Genomic DNA, 21,050 nt, shown 5'->3' with positions numbered 1-21,050 from the left:
CGGTTTCATGGCGATCATTCCAGTAACAGGCGGCGGGCGAGGCTTTCGACGAAGCCTTCGTCCTGGCCGCTGGGGTGCGCCTGGAAGGCCAGGTGCAGGTATTCGTGGGTGAGGTCGAGGCGGTCCTGCAGCGAGTACAGGCCGCGCACGTAGATGCGTTGGCGCTCGCGGTCGACGTACGGACGTCCGGACGACAGCTGGCACACGGCGAAGCGCTGCAATTCCTCGTAACCAGGTTCCGTTTCCAGCTGGGGACGCCATTCGCGGCGCTGCTTGCGCAGCCAATCCTCTGCCGCCGGCAGCGGTTGGCAGGCCGCCAGCGGGTTGCCCCAGGCGCTCAGGCTGGCGCGCGGGAAGGCGCGGGCGAGGATGGCGTCGAAGCGCAAGCCATTGGCCGCCTGGGCCTGCGCGTCCTGCCAGGAGAGACGCGACGGACCCGCCAGTTCGGAGTGATAGGTGACCGGGCTTCCAGCCAGCACCAGGCCGTCGGTGAAGGCGGCTACGGCGCGCATCTCAGTGGTGGCCGGGCGCGGCGCCACGCGCTGACGCTGGCTGCTGTCGTCGATGCTCAGGCATTCGCCCTGCTGCGCGGCGTTCTGCAGCAGGTAGCTGCGGATGGTCACGGCCAAGGCGCGCGATGCCTCGATGGGCGTTGCCGAAGCCTCGCGCTGCAGCACGCGGGCGACGTACTCCTCGCGATCCAGGCGCGCCACCAACTGCGGCGAGCCATCGCGCTGCAGGAAGAGTTCGCCGGCGCTGTGGATATCCAGGTCGTTGCCGTTGGCGAAGCTCACCCGGTAGTCGCCATTCAGCGCCCCGGCCGGGGCCGGACGCTTCTGCGCATCGAGCACATCGCTCAGCGGATAGCGGCTGAACAGCGCCACTTCCACACAGCGCCCCGGCTCGCTCGGCCAGGGCGTCGGCAAGGCCGTGCCGAGCACTTCGGAATACTGCGCCAGCAGCGTCTTGCTGGTGCCCGGGCCGCCAGCCCAGATCGGCGTGCCGTCCACCAGCCAGCCGGCGAAGCCGCCGCGGCGGGATAATGGGTCGTGGTCGTCGAGCCAGCTCCAGGTCTTCACCCGCAGGCGTCCGCCAAGGCTTGCCACGGCGCGGCCCTCATCGGCGCCGACCACCACGTCCAGCAGCACGCGGCGCGCCTCGGCCTGGGCGGGCAGGTGCGCCAGCGCATCGAGCAATTCATGCACCGGCACTTCGGTCTGCGGCTGCAACTTGCCCAGGTCGAGCAGCCAGTCCGGCGCCTGCCGCGCCTGCCAGTACTTGCGCCAACTCGTCGCATCGAGGCCAATGCGCGCCGGGTGGTAGTAGAGGCCGCAGGACTTCACCAATGCCTGGTCGCGACCGATGCTCTGGCCGGCCGAGCAGCAGTAAACCTCTTCCTTCGACTGGCCCTTGCAGGCGTAGTCCGGCTCGCGCTGACCGGTGTCCACCAGCCAGGCGAAGACGAACAGCTTCCACAGGCTGCCCAGCGGCGTGCGCAGATCGGCCGGCAGCGGCTCGCGGGCGAGCACCTGCTGGCGGTCGAGGCGCAGCAGTTGATCGCCCTGGGCGGTGCGCAGGGCCAACTGCACGGGCGGCTGCGCTGCTGCCGCACACAGCGGCAGCAGTAGCAGCAGCCACGCCAGGCGTCGGCGCATTACTGCACCTTCACCTTGGCCAGCGCCGGCTGCTGCTCCAGGGCCTGTTCGGACGGCGCGTAGAGGCGCACGTAGCGGGCCGGCGGCAGGGCGAACTCGCCCTTCTGCGAGAAGCGCACCAGGTGGCGGAAGCGCAGTTCGCCGGCGAGGCTGTCCACCGGGATGCCGTAGTGCAGGTCGCCCGGCTCGTTGCGCGCGCGCTCCAGGCTGGTCGCCTCGGTGCCACCCAGGCCACTGATCTGGATGCCCCAGGTGGTGCGCTCGACGTCGGCGCCCGGCGGTAGCGGCACTTCCAGCATGCCGTAGCGCAGCGCATTGGCCTGCTCGGTCTTCACCGTCACCTCGTCGAGGTACAACTCGTCGCTGGAGATCGGCTTGTCGCCCAGTTCCTCGACCTTGAAGTTGAACGCCTTGTCGCCCGGCACCAGGCGCAGCAGGCGACGGCTGATGCTGACCGGCAGCTGGCTGGCCGGCGCTTCGGCGCTGCGGTAGTTGAGCGAGGCGGCGACACTACGCGCCGGCGCGGACTCCAGGGCCAGCTCGGCAGGCACGCCCTGGCCCTGCCACAGCCAATAACGCTCGCCGCTGGGGCCTTGCTGCTCGGCCCAGTCCTTGCCCAGCTTGAGTGGCGCAGCGGCCGGAGCCTGGACCAGGGCCCGTTGCAGCCAGGTCAGTGCCAGGGCGCGTTCGAGGGTGGACTGTTGCGGCCCAAGGCGCGTCAGCAACGCGCGGGCGCGGCTCGCATCGGGCGCGGCGAGCGAAAGCTGAACCGCCTGGGCGAAGGGCTGATCGCTCTGGCCGAGGGTTTGCCGTGCGCCATCCAGCTGCTTGGCGAAGGCATCCGGCAGCGGCACCTTGGCGCCCTTCGCCAGGTCGGCCGCCAGCACGCGCGCCACGGCCAGGCCGAGGCGCGAATCCGGCGCGGCCATCACCAGGCTGACTTCGGCATCGGTAGGCAACTTCACATCCTCGCCTTCGCCGGCCTTGGCCAGGTCGTCGAGCAGGCCACCGACCAGGGTCTGCACCGGCAGCTGCATGTCGCGGGAGAAGCCCAGGATCAGCGCGCGCTGCAGCAGAGGGGTTTGGTCGGCGAGCTTGGCGTAGAGCTCGAGCACGCGTTGCCAGTGCTCCGGCGGCAGGCTGATTTCCAGCGCGCGGCTGGCGTACCAGTCGGCGTAGTAGGCATAGGCGGTGAGGAAGGCGTCGCCGTCCGCGCCATCGCCCCACCAGGTGAAGTAGGCGTTGGGGCCGGCCATCTGCACCAGGCGCAGCCGGCTGTTCTGCATGATCAGGCGCAGGCGGTCGCGCACGCGCGGCTCGCCGCCGGACAGCAGCGGATAGGCCACGCTCAGCGGCAACAGGCGGCTGGCGGTCTGCTCGACGCAGCCGTAGGGATAGGCCAGCAGGTCGTCGAGGCTGCCGCGGAACAACGCAGCGGCGCTGTCATCGAGGCGCAGGCGGATATCGCGGGCGTCGGCCGGCAACTGCAGCGCGGTGTTCTGCCCGGCCAGTTGCAGGGGCTTGGCCTGCAGCACCTGCCAACCATCGGCGTTCAAGGCGAAGCGCACGCCCAGGCTGTCGCGGACCTGGCCGTCCTGGCGCAACTCGGCGCTCCACTCGCCATCGCTCAGGGCCTGGGCCGGCAGGCGCACGTAGTTGACGCCCTTGGCCAGGTCGAGTGTCTGGGTCTGCTCCTGACCGGCGTAACGCACCAGCAGGTCGGCCTTCACCGGCTGCTCGCCCTGGTTGAAGACGAACAGGCCGAGGTCCGGCTTGTCGCCGGCGCGGAAGCGCGTCGGGCCGCTCCATTTCAGGTACAGCGGTTTCTCCGAGCGGATGAACTGCTTCTTCTGTCCGACCTGGCCATTGCCATCCATGGCCCGCGCGGTGATGCGCCAGCGGGTCAGCGAGTCGGGCATGCGGAAGCTGAAGTGCGCCTTGCCCTGGGCGTCGGTGGTGAGCTTCGGTTCCCAGGCGGCGGTGTCGACATCCTCGCGGCGCGGACGCTCCAGCACCTTCACTCCACGCTCGCTGCGATTAGTGCGGCCCGGCGCGCTGGCGCTGCCCGGCAGGGCCACGTCATAGCTGATGAACGCCAGGCTGGCGCTGGTGCGCACGTTGTTGCGGCGCGGGTGGTAGAAGAACTGGTCGATGCCCGGGGCGATTTCCGGCTGCAGGGCGTAGATCATCTCGTCGACCACGCCGACCGCGAGCTGGCTGGACACCGGCTTGCCGGCGTAGGTGGTGGTCAGGTCGACGTTGACGGTGTCGCCCGGCTCGTAGCGCTCCTTGTCGGTGGCGATGGCGATCTGCACCTGCGGCACCGTCACCTTGATCCCGGCGTTCTGGAAGCTGTAGTCGCCGCCCTTGGTGTAGAGCACCGAGAAGGTCAGGTTCGGCGAGAAGTCCGGCTTCACCGGGATGCGCGCGCGGAACTGGGTAGCGTTGAGCTTTTCCAGCTTGAGCCAGTCGCCGCCCTTGGACAGCAGCGCAGTGGCCTCGACTTTGTCGCGCTCCAGCGAGAGCAGCGCGTCGTCCACCGGCTCGGGGAAGGTGATCAGCGCCTGGGCTTCCTCGCCGGCCTGGTACTCCGGCTTGTCGAGGATGATTTCGACCGTCCCCGGCACTGCCTTCACGCCCTCCCCGCTCACCGAATGGCCAGTGCCGCCGAGCAGTTGGCCCTGGGCGTCGCGCAGCTCGATGCTGTAGGTACCGGGCTTGTCGAAGGCGATACTGAACTTGCCATCGCCGGCATCGCCGTCACCCGTGGTGCGGTCCTCCAGGCGCACCCAGCGGAAGCTCTTGGGCTTCAGCTCGGTGGGCTGTTCGGCGGCGTAGCTGAACTCGACCTTGTCGCCCACCGCGCTGAAGCGCTGCGGTGCAGCCAGGCTGTAGCGGGCAGCGCCGCGCTCGATGAGGATTTCCTTGCTGGTCTTCACCCGGTAGGCCGCGCCGTCGCTGGCGAACACCGTCAGCAGGTAGCGGCTGGGCTTGTCCGCCGCCGGCAGTTCTACCGCCGCGCGGCCCTGGGCGTCGGTGCTCAGCTCGGCGCTCTTCAGCTCCACCGGGAACTGGCCGAGGTACTGCAGTTCGTTGTCCACCATCGACAGCTGCTGCGCGCGCAGGCTCAGCTGCAGCTTCGCATTGGCCACTGGCTTGCCGTCCGGGTAGATCAGGATGAGGTTGCCCTTCACAGCTTCGCCGGTCTTGAAGTCGGGCTTGGCGAGGTCGAGGGAAATCTCGAAGTGCGGCTTGATGTATTCGGCGACGCGGAAGGCGCTGCTGTAGGTCTGCCCGCGATAGTCGAAGCGCAGCTCGTAGCCGCCGGCCACCGCGTTGTCCGGCAGCTGGAAGCGGCCCTGGGTGCCGGCCTTCGGGTCGAGCTGCAGGTCGAGGGTCTGCAGCGTGGTGCCGGCGGCGTCGATCACGCTCAGCTTCACCGGCGCGGCTTGCGGCGCGGCGGAATCGCGGGCGCTCTTGAACTCGCGGCCGAGGATCTTCAGCGACACCCAGTCGCTGGGACGGTACAGCGGGCGGTCGGTGAAGGCGTAGAGCTTGGTGTCGTAGATTTCGCTGTCGTAATAGAAGTTTTCGGCGACGAAGACCCCACCTTCCTTGTCCTCGCCGATCACGAAGGAGCGCTCGGGGCTGGTGTGCTGCAGGCGGATCAGGCCGTCGCCATCGGTCTTGCCGCTGCTCATCACGCCCAGGCCGTCGGTCCACAACACCTGGGTTTCCGGCACCGGCGTGCCTTCATGCTTGCGCGCCGACCAGACCAACAATTCGTTGCCGGCGATCTTGCTCACCGCAACGGTGTTGGAGACGAACACCACGGTGGTCGCGCGGTATTTGCCGACCATCGCCTCGACCAGGTACAGGCCCGGTTTCAGCTTGCCCAGCGGGATGTAGACATTGCCTGGCGAGACGTTGATGAACTCGCTGGAAGAGCCGGCCAGCTTGACGTCCTTCGGCGGCTCGATGGGCTTGGCGTCCCACAGCGGATAGCGGAACTGCGCGACCATCGGCAGCCCCGGTATGGGCGCGTACTGCGGCTGTGCATCATAGGGCGTGGGCGCTTTCATGGCGTTGCCCATCTTCAGCTCAGGCACCACGTCGGTGACCTGTTTGCGCGACTCGTAGGAGAACGCGCGCTGCATCACCCGCCGCGACTTGCGGTACCAGTTGTCCCACAGGTAGGCCAGGGTGTTGGACAGGCCCTCGCCCTTGAACTGCCCTTCGGACAGCACGCGGTGCAGGTTCTTCTGGCGCTTGAGGAAGTCCAGCGGCTGGTCGATGCGGTAGACGCGGATGTCCGCCCCGCCGTAGCCCTCCATGCGGTAGCGGCGGTAGTCGCGGCCCGGCGCTTCGAGGCGCACCTTGGCCACTTCGTCGGTGGCGAAGCTGCTGTCGGCGAGCAGGAAGAACGACTCCCCGCTCATGGGCGTGTAGTTGCTCGCCGGCACCTCGTCGTCGGCCCGCAGCGTCTGCGGCGCGCCCAGCAGCAGGCCACCCAGGGCCAGGCCGGCAGCCAGCGCGAGCAGCTTCATCGGGCGAGGAAGGACAAGCGGTACACGCCGACGAAGTTGGGATTGGCGGGATCGGGTATCCATCGGGTGTCCTTCCAAGTCATGAGTTGTTGCAGGCTGACCGAGCGCATGCCGTTGTCGGTGGGGGTGCTGCTGCCGGTGTGGTAGGCGATGTAGCGGCCCATCCAGATCATCAGGTGCTGGTCGTCACCCTGGTCGAAGAAAATCAGGTCGCCCGGCCGCGCCTGGTTGAGGTCGCGGCCGACGAAGGTGCTGTTGAACTGGATCAGCTTGATCGCGTTGACGTAGGGGCCGACCTGCCCGCCGCCTTGCTGCCAGCGCTGCGCCAGGGCGCGCTGTTCGTCGGTCAGCGCCGGTTCCGGGGGCAGGTAGCGGTTGTCCAGGCCGTTGGCGCGCAGCCACTTGGCGTCGTGCGGCTTGAGCGCCTCGTTGGCGGCGAAACGCACCAGGCCGGCGCAGTCCTGCTGGTGCCAGCGCGGCGTCGGCCCCTGGCGCAGCTGCTCCTCGGCGATACGCACGAACCAGGCGCGGAACACCTGCGATTGTTCGGGATCGAGCGTCGCCGTGGAGGCCTGGGCTGCTTGCGCGGCCCACAGTCCCAAGGCGAGCAGTAATGCGCGTGGCTTCACAGCGCGCGCCACTGCAGCGGCAGCCATTGCCAGGGGTGTTCGGCGCGGCTGCCGGCCGGCAGGCCGAGGGCATAGCCGCCGAAACCGGCGAAGGTCTTCAGACGCGGCAGGAGCAGGCTGTCGGCGGCGTTGCGGAACACCGGCTCCATGTCCTGCGGCAGGCTGTCCAGGGTTTCCTGCTGCAGCAGCGCGGACAACGACTGCGGCGCCAGGTAGGCCGGCACCAGCGCATCCTTGGGCAGCACGTCGGCCAGCGGCGGGAAGCGCTTGGCGAGGGCGCCCATGCCCTTGTCGAGCAGGCGGTCGTCGAGGGAGAACAACAGCGTGCTGCCCTGCCGCGCCATACCGACGCGGAAGAAGGCGCCGCCACCGACGGCGTCCGGGTTCTCCGCCTGGTTGGCCGGGTACTGGCCGAAGCGCGAACTGACCTGGCGCAGCCACTTGCGGGTGTCGCCGCTGTTCTCTTCCTCGACCGGGAAACTGCCACCCTCGGCATTGGCCTCGTAGGCGCCGACCAGATTGCCGAACAGCTTGCCCAGGTCGGCGTCCAGCTCGGGGCTCGGCGGTGCGCTGAAGGTCGCCACCAGCAGCGGCGTGTACAGCCGCGAATCGGCGTACCAGCACAGCCCGGCAGCGCCGGAGAGGTGCCCGGAGAAGGCTTCGGCCATCTTCCGATCGGCGCCCAGGCGCACCAGCAGCTTGTCGTACAGGCCCGGCGTGACCGGCAGCGCCACGCAGGCGCTGGCGCCCATCGGCATGGCCTTCCACACGGAGCTGAAGTCGAGGTCCGGCTGGCCTTCGACGGGGTTCAGCGCGAGGTAGCTGCTCCAGCCCTTGGCGTCCTTGTCGAAGCGCACGCCACCAAAGGCCGGGATGAATTTCTGGTAACCCATGGCCAGGGCGCCGGCGCCCAGGCTGACGCGCTGGCTCAGCTCGCCGCGCGGGCCGAGGCCGAAGGCGCCCGGCAGGACGTCGTCGCCCGCGAGCAGGGTGGCCAGTTGGCTGGCGAACGCCTTGTCCGGCTCGCCGAGGTCGTCGTCCTTGGCCTGGGTGAAGAGCATGTGCGGGTTCGACAACAGCACCAGGTAGTCGCCACGGGAAGCGAAGAGCATGAATTTCTGCGCGTTGTAGCGCAGGCGATAGATCCCGGTGCTGCTACTGCCGACCTTGATATCGCCGACCTTGCGCAGCTGGCTGTCGTCGGTGGCGATGTGCGCCAGCGGCTCCAGCAGCTTGGCCAGGCCGCCGCGCTTCATCACCACCAGGAAGTCGCTCAGGCGGCCATCGGCGCCGCGCCACAGGGCTACCTGGGCGGGCTGGTCGAGCAATTCCTCGATCAGGCTGTCCTGCAGCGTCAGGTCGTGTTCGTAGACGATGCGCCGCAGGCTGCCGGCCAGCCCCAGGCGGTCGGCGTTGTTCTCGTAGTAGAAGACGAAGTCCTCGGTCAGGGTGTCGCGCAGCAGCGGCACCTGCAGCAGCTCCCCGGGCAGGCGGCTGAGGGAAACGCTCTCGATCAGGGCGTCCGGGTGCAACAGGTCGCGCTCGCGGGCATTGGCCAGCGGCGGCTGCAGCGGCTGCACCACGCCCGGCTGCGGCGCCAGGATGACGTAGCGCAGCAGCAGGCCGCCGAGAATCAGCATGACCACCACCAGGCCGAAGAGGATCAGCGGCCAGCGCGGTACACCAGGCGCGGCGTTGGCTTGGGGGGTGGTAGGGCTGGAGGGGGTGTTGTCGCTCATGCTCGCTCGATCCCGTTTCATCCCTGGCAGGGACGGCTCTCAATAGGTGAAGGACTTGACCAGAACCAGGTCGCCGATGGTGCGCAGCGGCACCTCGAAGGTTTCGCGCTTCTCGTCGACGCTGTTTTCGTTGAACACCAGGTTGACCTGGGCGGTGATGACGTCCTGCTGATTGCTGCCAGCCTGGAAGTTATAGCCCTGGTCGTTCAGGTTGCCCCAGTAGTTGACGTACACCAGATAGGTGCCGTGCAGCGGCGCGGCCATGGTGAACATCTCCGGGCCGGGGCCGTCGACGCCGTCGGGGTCGAGGCCGCCGCCGTTGTTCAGCCGTGGCGCGGCCCAGAAGGCGTGCTGGCCATCGGGGGTGATGATGTGCAGGTCGAGCTCCGCCTTGGGGTCGTTCCAGCCAAGTGCCACGCGGATGCGCGGCGGCAGGCGCCCGGGGTTGGCTTCGTAGAACTGCACGCGCTTGAGCGACTGGCCGTCCGCGCTGGCCACCTCGACGCTGTTGGAGCCGCTGCCGAAGGCGTAGGGCCGGACGAAGCGCCCTTCGGCGTCGGTATAGAGGGGCAGCGGGTTGCCATTGACCACCAGGCGCTGGGCGCGGTCGATGCCGGCCAGCTGCTTGAGGCGGCCTTCGATCAGGCTGCGGCCGCGTACGCCGCCGCGGTCGATGGGCGGCGTGGGATAGGCCACGCGTGGGCTGTCGAGGTCGTCGAGCAGGCCGGAATAGCGCCAGCCGCCCGCCGGGCCGTCGAGCTCGGCAGAAGGATCGGCGCAAACCGATCCCTGCCAGCAGAACGCCAGCAGAAGAGGCAGGCCAAGGGCGAATTCCTTGAGACGCATGAGCAATCCTTTGTCGCGCGGCGTAGGAAGGACAAGTGTAACCGCCCGTTACCGGGCGTGGAGCAACATTTGCGTGACACGGCGACGCAGTGGGCAATCCCGCGCCCGGTGTCTTCAGATCCAGCCGCCCCACTGCAGGATGAACAGGCCGAGGTTGGTGGTAAGCGCGGCGGCCAGGGTGGTGACCACGACGATGGCCGCCGCCAGTTCGGCATTGGCCTGGGCGGCGCGCGCCATCACGAAGCTGGCCGCCGCCGTAGGGCTGGCGAAATAGAGGAACAGCACGCCCAGCTCGGCGCCGCGGAACCCGCACAACCAGGCGATTGAGGTGCACAGCGCCGGCAGCCAGACCATCTTCATCAGGCTCGCACTCAGCGCCAGCGGCCCGCTGCTGCGCAGCACCGGCAGCGACAGGGTGCCGCCGATGCAGATCAGCGCCAGCGGCAGGGTCATGCGCGCGAAGTATTCACCGGAGGTCAGCAGCCACGCAGGCAAGTGGATGCCCCACCAGGCGAACGGCAGCGCCGCCAGCACGCCGAGGATCAGCGGGTTGACCAGCACCTGGCGGGCGATGCTCAGCGGGTCGGACTTGAGCACCGGGCTGTAGATCGCCAGGACCACGGTGGCGAGCGTGTTGTAGCAAAGGATCACCAGGGCGGCGAGGACCGAGCCCAATGCCAGGCCATGTTCGCCATAAAGGCTGGTGGCGAGCGCCAGCCCGACGATGCCGTTGTTGCCTCGGAAAGCGCCTTGCACGTAGACACCACGGTCCTCGCGCGGCACCCGCCAGATCGCCCAGCCCCAGGCGACCAGGAAGCCGCCGAGGGTGGCCAGGCAGAAATACAGCATCACCGCCGGGCTCGCCGCGCGGTGCAGGTCGGAGTGGTAGATGCCGAGGAACAGCATCACCGGCATGGTGGCATTGAACACCAGGGCCGAGGCGGTGTTGATGAAGGGCGGATCTATCGAGCCGATACGGCGCAGAAGGACGCCGAGGAACAGCATGGAGAACACCGGCGCGGTGATGCCGAAGGTCTGGAGCAGCAGTGCGAGCATGGGAGGGAGGCGCGCCGGGCGGACAAGAGCGGCGATGATACGCCGCCCCTGTCGCCGAATGCACCCGGCGCCAGGGCGGCGCCGGGGTTATCGAGCCGATCAGGCCGGAAGCACGACCTCGACTTCGCGCAGGTGGCGGTCTTCCAGGCGCAGCTGGCGCGGGTGGAAGCGTCTGAGGTCGGCGCGGTGGCCGATGCTCACCAGGGTCACGCCGGGCAGTTGTTCGCGCAGGACCTGGTAGAGCGCGGTCTCATCGTTTTCGTCCAGCGCCGAGGTGGCCTCGTCGAGGAACAACCAGCGCGGTGCAAAGAGCAGCGCTCGGGCGATGGCCAGGCGCTGCTGCTCGCCCGGCGAGAGCAGGCGCTGCCAGTGCTGGGCTTCGTCGAGGCGACCGCAGAGTTGCTCCAGGCGGCACAGGCGCAGCACTTCGCGCAGACGCTCGGGGCTGTGCTGGCCGGCTTCTTCGGGGTAGCAGAGCGCGGCGTTCAGGCTGCCGATCGGCAGGTAGGGCTTCTGCGGCACGAACAGGCTGCGTTCGGCCGGCATCACCACCTGCCCGTTGCCGTAGCGCCAGAGCCCGCTCATGGCGCGCAGCAGGGTGCTCTTGCCGGCGCCCGACGCGCCGCTGATCAACACGTGCTCGCCGGCTTCCAGGGTCAGGTTGGTCGGCTCCAGCAGCACGGTGCCGTCGCCCAGGCGCAGGCTCAGGTGCTTGAGCTGCAGGCGCTCGCCGGCGCTGTGCACCTCGATGTTCTCGGACTCGTGGGCGATCTCGGCCATGGCGTTGCGGAAGCTCAGTAGACGGTCGCAGGTGGCGCGCCAGTTGGCCAGACTCGCGTACGCGTCGATGAACCAGCTCAGGCCGTCCTGGACGTTGCCGAAGGCGGAGTTGATCTGCATGAGCTCGCCGAGCTGGATCTTGCCGGCGAAGTAGCGCGGCGCGGCGACCACCAGCGGGAAGATGATGGCGATCTGCGCGTAGCCGGAGCTGAAGAAGGTCAGGCGCTTCTGCACCTTCATCAGTTCCCAGAAGTTGCCCCAGACGTTGCGGAAGCGCGTCATCAGCCGCTCGTTCTCGCTCTGCTCGCCGTTGTACAGGGCGATGCTCTCGGCGTTCTCGCGGATGCGCACCAGGCCGAAACGCAGGTCCGCCTCGAAGCGCTGCTGCTGGTTGTTCAGCTGAATCAGGCGGCGGGCGATCAGGTGGGTCAGCCAGCTGCCGACCAGGGCGTAGAGCAGCGCGGCCCAGAACATGTAGCCGGGGATGCTGATGCCGAACAGCTCGATGCTGCCGGAGACGCCCCAGAGGATCACCGAGAACGACACCAGGCTGACCAGGTTGCGAATCAGCCCCAGGCCGAGGGTCAGGGTAGTGTCGGTGAAGTTGTTGAGGTCTTCGGACAGGCGCTGGTCGGGGTTGTCGGTGAAGCCGCGCTGTTCGAGGCGGTAGTAGTTCTTGTCGCCGAGCCAGGTGGAGAAGTGCTTCTCGGTCAGCCAGCGCCGCCACTTGATGGTGAGCATCTGCGTCAGGTACAGGCGATACACGGCGATCAGGATGGCCGCGGCGGCGATGCCGCAGAAGTACAGGACCAGGCGGATGAAGGCGTCGAGGTCCTTGTTCTGCAGGGCGTTGTAGAAGTCGCGGTACCAGCTGTTGAGCCACACCGAGACGGCTACGCCGACCAGCGACAGGGCGATCACCACGATCAGAAGCAGCCAGGCGGCGCCCTTCTCTTCGCTGCGCCAGTAGGGCGCGGTCAACTTCCAGACTTGGGAAAAGAAGTGCCCGCGAACGGCATCGTTCGCGGCGCGGTACTCGGCGCTATCGGTCATCGGGTCGGGCTCGGCACAGGCACAAAAAAGAAGGAGCGCTCAGTTGGCGCTCCCTGTCTTATGAATTACTTAACGCCTTACAGGGCGCTTCTGCAGCTTACGCTGCAAAGTTCGTCTGTGCATCCCCAGGGCGCGGGCGGTCGCGGAGATGTTGCCGTCGTGCTCGGCCAGCACACGCTGGATGTGTTCCCACTGCAGGCGGTCGACCGACATCGGGTTTTCCGGCACCAGCGAATCCAGGTCGGCGTGCTGCGACAACAGCGCGGTGAGCACGTCGTCGGCGTCGGCCGGCTTGCACAGGTAGTTGGTGGCGCCGCGCTTGATGGCTTCCACGGCGGTGGCGATGCTCGAATAGCCGGTGAGGATCACCACGCGCATCTCGGCATCCAGCTCCAGCAGCTTGGGCAGCAGCACCAGGCCGGAGTCGCCGTCCATCTTCAGGTCGAGCACGGCGTAGTCGGGCAGGTCTTCCTTGGCCAGCGCCAGCCCCTCCTCGGCGGACCCGGCGACCGACACGCGCAGGCCGCGACGGCTCATGGCGCGTGCCATCACGCGGGTGAAAGTGGCGTCGTCATCCACCAGCAGCAGGTGGGGTTGCTCTTCGCCTTCGAACAGGATTTCTTCGCTCATTGGGGTACTTCCTCGCGCGTGGATCAGACCACACCGTAACTACGCGGCAGGCGCAGCTCGGTAAGCGTGCCGCCGTCTTCATGGTTATACAACTTCACCGTGCCGCCGGCGCGGGTAACGCTGGCCTGGCTGAGAAAAAGGCCCAGTCCGAAGCCTTTGCCCTTGGTGGTGAAGAAGGGTTTGCCGAGTTGCTCGGCGATGGCCAGGGGAACCCCCGGGCCGTGGTCACGGATACTCAGGCAGATGTCCGTGGCATCCCAGTCCAGACGAATGTCGAGGTCGTCCGGGCAGGCGTCTGCGGCGTTGTTTAGCAGGTTCAGCAGGGCCTGGCTGAGGTCGGTGGGCGGGGTCAGGCGCGGCGCGCTGCCGCGACCGAGGTTCTGGTAGCGGTAGGTGGCTTCTGGACGCATCAGGTGCCAGCGCTGCAGGGTCGCCTCCAGCCACTGGTTGACGCCTTGTTCCTCGATCGCCTGGCGACGGTCGGCCTCGGCGGCGCGCACCAGTTGCTGCAGGGTCTCCTTGCACAGGCTGACCTGCTCCTGCAGCAGGGCCAGGTCTTCCTGCAGCATTGGATCATTGGGATGCGCCTGGCGCAGCTCCTTGAGCAAAACCTTCATGGTCGCCAGCGGCGTGCCGAGCTCGTGGGCGGCGCCGGCGGCCTGGGTGGCCACGGCGAGCAGCTGCTGGTCGCGCATGCTCTCCTCGCGGCGCTGCGCGACTATCTGCTCCTGCCGGCGCAGGGCCTGGGACATGCGCGCGACGAAGAAGGTTATCAGCCCGGCGGCGAGGGCGAAGCTCAGCCACATGCCGTTGATCAGCAGGTAATCGCGCTGGCCCGGGGAAATGTTCAGCGGATGGAACCACACCAGCAGCACCGTGTACGCGGCCAGCGCGAGCCCGGCGAGGACGATGGTGTAGACCCAGGGTAAGGTCGCCGCGGCAATGGTCAGCGGCACCAGGTAATAGGAAACGAAGGGGTTGCTGGAGCCGCCGGAGAAATACAGCAGGGCGCTGTGGATCAGCAGGTCGCAGGCCAGCTGGACGGCATACTCCACCTCGGTCACCGGCCAGGGGCCACGCAGGCGCAGGGCGGTGGCGATGCAGAACACCAGAGAGATGGCCAGGGTCACGCCCAGTGCCATCCAGGGCAGCTGGATCAGCTGGGCTTTGTAGGCAATGCCCACCGAACCGGCCTGGGCGGCCAGCACGAGGACGCGGATAAGCGTCAGGTGCAGCAGGTTCTGCCGGCTGGCTGATAACTGGAAAACCGGTGTGCGCATGGTGAATTCCGGAATTTGCGCGAGTATAGCCAAGCCCCTTCCCCTCTCTCTGCGTCAAAGCGACACAGCATAACGACAACAAAGCCTATCGCGAATCAACCCGTGCGAACCCAGACCTGCGTCAAAGGGTCTGACTGTCCGCGCGCAGGGTCCGCTACCCTGCATCCGGGACTCGAACAGGACCAAGGAGCTACGCATGTCCACCATGAAGAAATCCCTCGCCAGCCTCGCCGCCGCCATCGCGCTGGTTTCCACCAGCCTGTCCGCCGTGGCCGACGAGCCGCGCTACAACCTGGTCAGCCTGCACGCAGAGGCCAGCCAGGAGGTGGCCCACGACCTGATGCAGGTAACCCTGTACAGCGAGGAGCAGGCCAGCGACCCGGCCAAGCTCGCCGCCACGACCACCACCGCGATCAACGAAGCTGTGACCCAGGCACGCAAGGTCAAGAACGTCACCGTCAGCCTGGGCAGCCGCAACAGCTACCCGGTCTACGACGACAAGGGGCAGAAGATCACCGCCTGGCGCGAGCGCGCCGAAGTGCGCCTGGAAAGTGCCGACTTCGCCGCCCTCTCGCAGCTCAGCGCCGACCTGCTGGGCAAGCTGAAGATGGGCGGCATGAGCTTCAGCATCGCCGACGCCACCCGCCAGCAGAACGAAGACAACCTGATGAAGAACGCCGTGGCCGCCTTCAAGGCCCGCGCGCAACTGCTGACCAGCGCCCTCGGCGGCAAGGACTACCGCCTGGTGAACCTCAACCTGAACAGCGCCGGCGCGCCGCGTCCGATGCCGGTGATGCGCATGGCGACGATGAAGGCCGATGCCGCCGGCTATGCCCCGGCGCCGCAGATCGAGGCGGGCACCAGCCAGGTCACCGTCAGCGCCGACGGCACCATCGAAGTGCAGATGCCCTGACTCGTTCCCCACGCGTCCCGGAGCCGCTCCGGGGCGCCCTCTCCCGCGCTGCCGCCCGCCCCCGCGAGGACGACGCCACAAGGTGACCATTCGGTCGTTTTGCGTTTTTGCGACATTCCCTTATGACTTCGTCACAACTTCTACACTGTGGCCAAAGAGACCCTTGCACCCGGCATGTGGCGTGCATAGTTTCGGCCCACCACGGCCCACAAGGTCGTGCCTCGATGACAACCAGAATAAACAGAGGTCAGCATGCGCAAGAATGCCGTCATCCGCTCCATGATCGCCGCTGGGTTGATCGCCAGTGCGCCCTTCGCCCACGCCGCGGGCAACCTGGTGTTCTGTTCCGAGGGCAGCCCGGCGGGCTTCGACCCGGGCCAATACACCACCGGCACCGATTTCGATGCCACTGCGGAAACCATCTTCAACCGTCTGACTCAGTTCGAGCGCGGCGGCACCAAGGTCATCCCGGGCCTGGCCGAGAGCTGGGACGTTTCGGCGGACGGCAAGACCTACACCTTCCACCTGCGCAAGGGCGTGAAGTTCCACACCACCGAGTACTTCAAGCCGAGCCGCGAGTTCAACGCGGACGACGTGGTCTTCACCTTCGACCGCATGCTGAACAAGGACAACGCCTTCCGTAAGGCGTACCCGACCGAATTCCCCTACTTCACCGACATGGGCATGGACACCAACATCGCCAAGGTGGAGAAGGTCGACGACAACACCGTCAAGTTCACCCTCAACGATGTCGACGCCGCGTTCGTGCAGAACATGGCCATGAGCTTCGCCTCCATCCAGTCCGCCGAGTACGCCGACAAGCTGATGAAGGAAGGCAAGGCCAGCGACATCAACCAGAAGCCGATCGGCACCGGTCCCTTCGTGTTCAGTCGCTACCAGAAGGACGCGATGATCCGCTTCAAGGCCAACAAGGACTACTGGGTGCCCGGCGAGGTCAAGGTCGACAACCTGATCTTCGCGATCAACACCGACGCCTCGGTGCGCATGCAGAAGCTCAAGGCCAACGAGTGCCAGATCACCCTCTTCCCGCGTCCGGCCGATCTCGAGTCGCTGAAGAAGGACCCGAACCTGAACATGCCGTCGCAGCCGGGCTTCAACCTCGGCTACATCGCCTACAACGTGCTGCACAAGCCGCTGGACAAGCTGGAAGTGCGTGAAGCGCTGGACATGGCGGTGAACAAGAAGGCGATCATCGACGCCGTCTACCAGGGCGCCGGCCAGCTCGCCGTGAACGGCATGCCGCCGACCCAGTGGTCCTACGACAACAGCATCAAGGACGCCGGCTACAACCCGGAAAAAGCCAAGGAGCTGCTGAAAAAGGCCGGCGTGCCCGAAGGCACCGAGATCACCCTCTGGGCCATGCCGGTGCAGCGCCCGTACAACCCCAACGCCAAGCTGATGGCCGAGATGCTGCAGGCCGACTGGGCCAAGGTCGGCATCAAGGCGAAGATCGTCACCTACGAGTGGGGCGAGTACATCAAGCGCGCCAAGGCCGGCGAGCACGACGCCATGCTGATCGGCTGGAGCGGCGACAACGGTGACCCGGACAACTGGCTGGGCACCCTGTACAGCTGCGACGCGATCAACGGCAACAACTTCTCCAAATGGTGCGACAAGTCCTACGACAAGCTCGTGACCGAGGCCAAGCGCACCACCGACCAGGCCAAGCGCACCGAGCTGTACGTGCAGGCCCAGCACATCCTCAAGGAGCAGGTGCCGATCACCCCGATCGCCCACTCCACCGTGTACCAGCCGATGCGTAAAACCGTGCAGGACTTCAAGATCAGTCCCTTCGCGCTCAACTCCTTCTATGGCGTGAGCGTCGGCAAGTAAGGCAGACGGCCGCCGCAAGGCGGCCGTTTTCCGTTACCGGCATGCACCAAGGACATTTCCAGCAACGACACCAGGGTCGCCGCATGTGGGCGGCCCTGGCGTTGTTCTTCTGTTGTTCCTTGGCCAGCGCGCAGACGCTGGTGGTCTGCACCGAAGCCAGCCCCGAAGGCTTCGACATCGCCCAGTACACCGCCGCCACCACCGCCGACGCCGCCGCCGAGACGGTCTACGAGCGCCTGGTGGAATTCGCCCCCGGCACCACCCAGGTCGCGCCCGCGCTGGCGCAGAGCTGGGAGATCAGCCCCGACGGCCTGAGCTACACCTTCAACCTGCGCCGCAACGTACAGTTCCAGCGCACCGACTACTTCACCCCGAGCCGCCCGTTCAATGCCGACGACGTGCTCTGGAGTTTCCAGCGCCAGCTCGATCCCAAGCATCCGTGGCACCGCCTGGCGCCACGCGGTTTCCCCTACGCCACCTCGATGGGGCTGCCGGGCTTGATCGAACGCATCGAGAAGCTCGACGACAACCGCGTGCGCTTCACCTTGCGCCACCCCGAGGCGCCCTTCCTCGCCGACCTGGCCATGGGTTTCGCTTCCATCTACTCGGCCGAGTACGCCGACCTGCTGCTCAAGGCCGGCAAGGCCGAGCAATTGAACAACCTGCCGGTGGGTACCGGTCCCTTCGTCTTCCAGCGCTACCAGAAGGACGCGCTGGTGCGCTTCGCCGCCAACCCGACCTACTGGGGCGGCACGCCAAAGGTCGACCGCCTGCTGCTGTCGATCACTCCCGACCCTGGCGTGCGCCTGCAGAAGATCCGCGCCGGCGATTGCCAGGTCGCGCTCTACCCGCGCCCGACCGACATCCCGGCACTGCGCCAGGAACCGAAACTGAAGGTGGCCGAACTGGATTCGCTGCTGGTCGCCTACGTCGCCCTCAACACCCGGCACAAGCCGCTGGACGACGTACGCGTACGCCAGGCGCTGAACCTCGCCTTCGACCGCGACGCCTACCGCACGGCGCAGTTCGGCGAGGGCGGCGCCAGCCCGGCGGTGGCGCCCTATCCGCCGACACTGTGGGGCTCCGACCCGAGCCTGCAGGGCTGGCCGCGCGACCTGGAGCGTGCGCACAAGCTGCTCGCCGAAGCGGGTATCCAACCCGGATTGAAACTGTCGATCTGGACCCGCCCGGGCGGCGGGCCGACCAACCCCAACCCTGGAATAGGCGCGCAAATGCTGCAGGAAGACCTGGGCAAGCTAGGCATCCGCGCCGACATCCGCGTCTACGAGTGGGGCGAGCTGATCCGCCGCGGCAAGCGCGGCGAGCATGACCTGCTGTTCATGGGCTGGGTCGGCGACAACGGCGACCCGGACAACTTCCTCACGCCCAACCTGTCCTGCGATGCGGCGCGCAATGGCGAGAACCTTTCAGGCTGGTGCAACGCGCAGTTCGACGAACTGCTGCGCCAGGCCCGCGCCAGCACCGACCAGGCGACGCGCGCCGACCTGTATCGCCAGGCACTGGCGATCTTCCAGCGCGAAGCGCCGTGGATCGCCCTGGCCTATCCGAAGCAGTTCGTGGTGCTCAGCCCGAAGGTGAAGGGCTTCACCCTGAGCCCGCTGGGCTCGAACAACTTCGCGCGGGTCGAATTGGCGCCCTGAGGCGCCGTACCGCTCTTCGTAGGAGCGGACCTTGTCCGCGAATCGCGGGCGTGGCCCGCTCCTACAGGGAAACTCGGAGCGGAGAATTCGCGGATAAGATCCGCTCCTACAGGGTGGGATTCACGCGGACGAAAGTCCTGGCGCCTCCATTGTAGGGGCGGCCTTCGTCCGCGAATCGCGGGCGTGGCCCGCTCCTACAGGGAAACTCGGAGCGGAGAATTCGCGGATGAGATCCGCTCCTACGAGGCCTGCAGGCCGAACGGATCGTCGATCGAATGGCTGGGCTGGGTGAACCAGCGCGGGCCTTCGGCGCTCATGTAGAAGTGGTCTTCCAGACGGATGCCGAACTCGCCGGGCACGCAGATCATCGGTTCGTTGCTGAAGCACATGCCGATGTCCAGCAGGGTTTCCTCGCCTCGTACCAGGTATGGGCTTTCGTGGATCTCCAGGCCGATGCCATGGCCGGTGCGGTGCGGCAGGCCGGGCAGCGCGTAGTCCGGGCCCAGGCCGGCGGCCTCCAGGCTGCGGCGGGCGGCAGCGTCCACCACCTGGCAGGGCGCGCCGAGCGTGGCGGCCTCGAAGGCGGCTTGCTGGGCCGCCTTCTCCTGGTTCCACATCGCGCGCTGGCGCTCACTGGGCGTGCCGAAGACGTAGCTGCGGGTGATATCCGACTGGTAGCCGTGCAGCTGGCAGCCGGTGTCGATCAGCACCATGTCGCCTTTGCGCAGCGGGCGCGGCTGGCGCACACCGTGGGGGAAGGCGCTGTCTTCGCCGAACAGCACGATACAGAAGGTCGAGCCGCTGGCGCCGACCTGGCGATGGGCCTCCTCGATGAAACGGGTCACTTCGGCGGGCGTAATGCCCTCGCGCAGGATGCTGGCGGCGGCCTTGTGCACCTCCAGGGTCATGTCCTTGGCGCGCTGCATCAGCGCCAGCTCGGCCGGCGACTTGCGCTGGCGGCAATGCTCGACGGCGGCGCTGGCGTCGACGAACTCGGGCGCCCCGGCGACCCGGCGCAGGCGCTCGAACATGCCGAACGGCAGGCTCGGGCAGAGGCCTACGCGGCCGTCGGCGGGCACGCCCCACTCGGCGAGGACCTGGCACAGCAGGCGATAGGGGCTTTCGTGCTCCTGCCAGGTGCGGATCGCCCCGGGGAGGATCTGGAAGTCGCGTACCGTGCCTTCCTCGAAGGCCGGGGCGATGTACTGCGGCTCGCCGATATCGGGCACCAGCAGGCCGACCATGCGCTCGCTGGGGCTCCACTTCACACCCGAGAAATAGCGCAGGTTGGCGCCGGCATCGACGAACACCGCGGCCAGCCCGCGCTGGCGCATCTGCCCCTGCAGCCGGGCCACCCGCGTGCGGTACTCGGCCAGGCCGATGGCCTCGGCACCCGCCGTCATGTCATGCAGCCGCGCCAGTGCTTGCTGGGGAGTGCTTCCCCCGACGCCCAGAGTCATTTCGCCTTACCTCGAATACGTGGAATCGCACGAAATTTAAGTAGGGCTTAATATCCGGTCAATGCCAATTATTCAGTCCCACTTAAATTTCTGCCGAATGGCCACCGCTACCGCGCGCCGCTCCAAGCGGCAGAACCGGCCGGTATACTGGCCGGCATTCCACGCTGAGCCTTGCACATGACCGTCGATCGAATCGGAGAACGCCTGCGCCGCTATCGGCGCGCGGTGAAGAAGACCTTGAACCAGGTGGCCGCCGAGTCCGGCCTCACCGCCAGCTTCCTGTCCCAGGCCGAGCGCAACCTTACCGGCGTATCCATTTCGTCCCTGGCGAGCATCGCCAAATCCCTCGGCGTGCCGCTCAACTCGCTGTTCGACCAGCCGCAGCAGCCGCAGCCCGACTCCCACCACGGCGAGCGCGTGCGCTACACCATCGAGGGCCAGCCGCTGGCCTACGAGCGGCTGTCGAGCAGCTTCCCGGGCAACCTGCTCAACGCCGTGAAGATGAACATGCCGGCGGGCTACCAGTCGGAACTGATCGCCCACGAAGGAGCGGAATTCGCCTACGTGCTCAGCGGCCACATCGTCTACACCATCGACGGCCACGCCTACCCGCTGGGCCCCGGCGACTCGGTGCACTTCGATGCCGGCAAGAGTCATTGCCTGCGCAATGTCGGCGAGGGCGCCGCGGAAGTGCTCACCGTCACCACCATGCCGCTGTTCGGCGAGCACCCCGGCAACTGAGCGTCGGTCGCCTTTTTGAAGCCATACTGAATTTCAGGTTGATCTTGATTTCAGCATGACTTAATTTCCGCCTTCGCCCGCCGCCGGCCATCCCGGCGGCTCTCGCCCCGCGCGGTGCACAACGCCGCAGGCAGGCCCTCAGAACAACAACAATGAGGTTAGGCACGCTTATGCAGCGTCGAATCTCCCCGCCCATGCCAGCCGCC

Annotated in this window: 14 protein-coding genes; 4 read left to right on the top strand and 10 right to left on the bottom strand. The window is 67.2% G+C overall.

Features of this window, described 5'->3' with window-relative positions:
• Positions 1-14 precede the first annotated feature (14 nt).
• The 9 genes from ACA097_RS18495 to ACA097_RS18455 form a co-directional block, all read right to left on the bottom strand.
• A complete protein-coding gene (locus ACA097_RS18495) occupies positions 15-1,655 on the bottom strand; it encodes a DUF2300 domain-containing protein (RefSeq protein ID WP_371365126.1) in 1,641 nt (546 codons plus the stop codon).
• Entirely contained in the window at positions 1,655-6,202 is a 4,548-nt protein-coding gene (locus tag ACA097_RS18490) for an alpha-2-macroglobulin (RefSeq protein WP_371365124.1), read from the bottom strand. Before ACA097_RS18490 ends, ACA097_RS18495 begins: the two co-directional genes overlap by 1 nt.
• On the bottom strand, positions 6,199-6,858 hold the full coding sequence (locus tag ACA097_RS18485; protein ID WP_371365122.1) for a DUF1175 domain-containing protein: 660 nt from the start codon (positions 6,856-6,858) through the stop codon (positions 6,199-6,201). The genes ACA097_RS18490 and ACA097_RS18485 overlap by 4 nt, the downstream gene beginning before the upstream one ends.
• Entirely contained in the window at positions 6,828-8,570 is a 1,743-nt protein-coding gene (locus tag ACA097_RS18480) for a DUF2138 domain-containing protein (RefSeq protein ID WP_371365120.1), read from the bottom strand. Before ACA097_RS18480 ends, ACA097_RS18485 begins: the two co-directional genes overlap by 31 nt.
• Positions 8,571-8,609: 39 nt before the next feature.
• Entirely contained in the window at positions 8,610-9,416 is an 807-nt protein-coding gene (locus ACA097_RS18475) for a YfaP family protein (protein ID WP_043254708.1), read from the bottom strand.
• 114 nt (positions 9,417-9,530) lie between these two features.
• Positions 9,531-10,472 (bottom strand): AEC family transporter, encoded by a 942-nt coding sequence (locus ACA097_RS18470; RefSeq protein WP_371365118.1) that lies wholly within the window; start codon positions 10,470-10,472, stop codon positions 9,531-9,533.
• Between the two features lie 99 nt (positions 10,473-10,571).
• Positions 10,572-12,305, bottom strand: coding sequence for an ABC transporter ATP-binding protein/permease (locus tag ACA097_RS18465; protein WP_371365116.1), 1,734 nt, complete (start codon positions 12,303-12,305; stop codon positions 10,572-10,574).
• Positions 12,306-12,374: 69 nt separating this feature from the next.
• On the bottom strand, positions 12,375-12,935 hold the full coding sequence (locus ACA097_RS18460; protein WP_043254713.1) for a response regulator transcription factor: 561 nt from the start codon (positions 12,933-12,935) through the stop codon (positions 12,375-12,377).
• A 23-nt stretch (positions 12,936-12,958) separates the two neighbouring features.
• Positions 12,959-14,215, bottom strand: a complete 1,257-nt coding sequence (locus ACA097_RS18455) for an ATP-binding protein (RefSeq protein WP_371365114.1) — start codon at positions 14,213-14,215, stop codon at positions 12,959-12,961.
• Between the two features lie 205 nt (positions 14,216-14,420).
• On the opposite strand from ACA097_RS18455, the gene ACA097_RS18450 reads away from it, so the two are divergent.
• From ACA097_RS18450 to ACA097_RS18440, 3 genes are all read left to right on the top strand, one after another.
• Positions 14,421-15,128 carry an SIMPL domain-containing protein gene (locus ACA097_RS18450; protein ID WP_371370539.1) on the top strand — a complete coding sequence of 236 codons (708 nt, stop codon included), beginning with the start codon at positions 14,421-14,423 and terminating at the stop codon, positions 15,126-15,128.
• Between the two features lie 252 nt (positions 15,129-15,380).
• A complete protein-coding gene (locus ACA097_RS18445) occupies positions 15,381-16,982 on the top strand; it encodes an ABC transporter substrate-binding protein (protein ID WP_043254719.1) in 1,602 nt (533 codons plus the stop codon).
• Positions 16,983-17,065: 83 nt separating this feature from the next.
• Positions 17,066-18,643, top strand: coding sequence for an ABC transporter substrate-binding protein (locus ACA097_RS18440; RefSeq protein ID WP_371365112.1), 1,578 nt, complete (start codon positions 17,066-17,068; stop codon positions 18,641-18,643).
• 239 nt (positions 18,644-18,882) lie between these two features.
• On the opposite strand, the gene ACA097_RS18435 is transcribed toward ACA097_RS18440, so the two are convergent.
• A complete protein-coding gene (locus ACA097_RS18435) occupies positions 18,883-20,103 on the bottom strand; it encodes a M24 family metallopeptidase (RefSeq protein ID WP_371365110.1) in 1,221 nt (406 codons plus the stop codon).
• A 177-nt stretch (positions 20,104-20,280) separates the two neighbouring features.
• On the opposite strand from ACA097_RS18435, the gene ACA097_RS18430 reads away from it, so the two are divergent.
• The gene (locus tag ACA097_RS18430; RefSeq protein WP_371365108.1) at positions 20,281-20,844 is read left to right on the top strand and encodes a helix-turn-helix domain-containing protein; all 564 of its coding nucleotides are present in this window, start codon (positions 20,281-20,283) and stop codon (positions 20,842-20,844) included.
• Positions 20,845-21,050 lie beyond the last annotated feature (206 nt).

It is taken from the genome of Pseudomonas sp. QL9, from assembly GCF_041409665.1.
Lineage (GTDB): Bacteria > Pseudomonadota > Gammaproteobacteria > Pseudomonadales > Pseudomonadaceae > Pseudomonas > Pseudomonas knackmussii.
The sequence above is the reverse complement of the archived record's forward strand: the minus strand, read 5'-3'. Positions and strand labels throughout refer to the sequence as shown.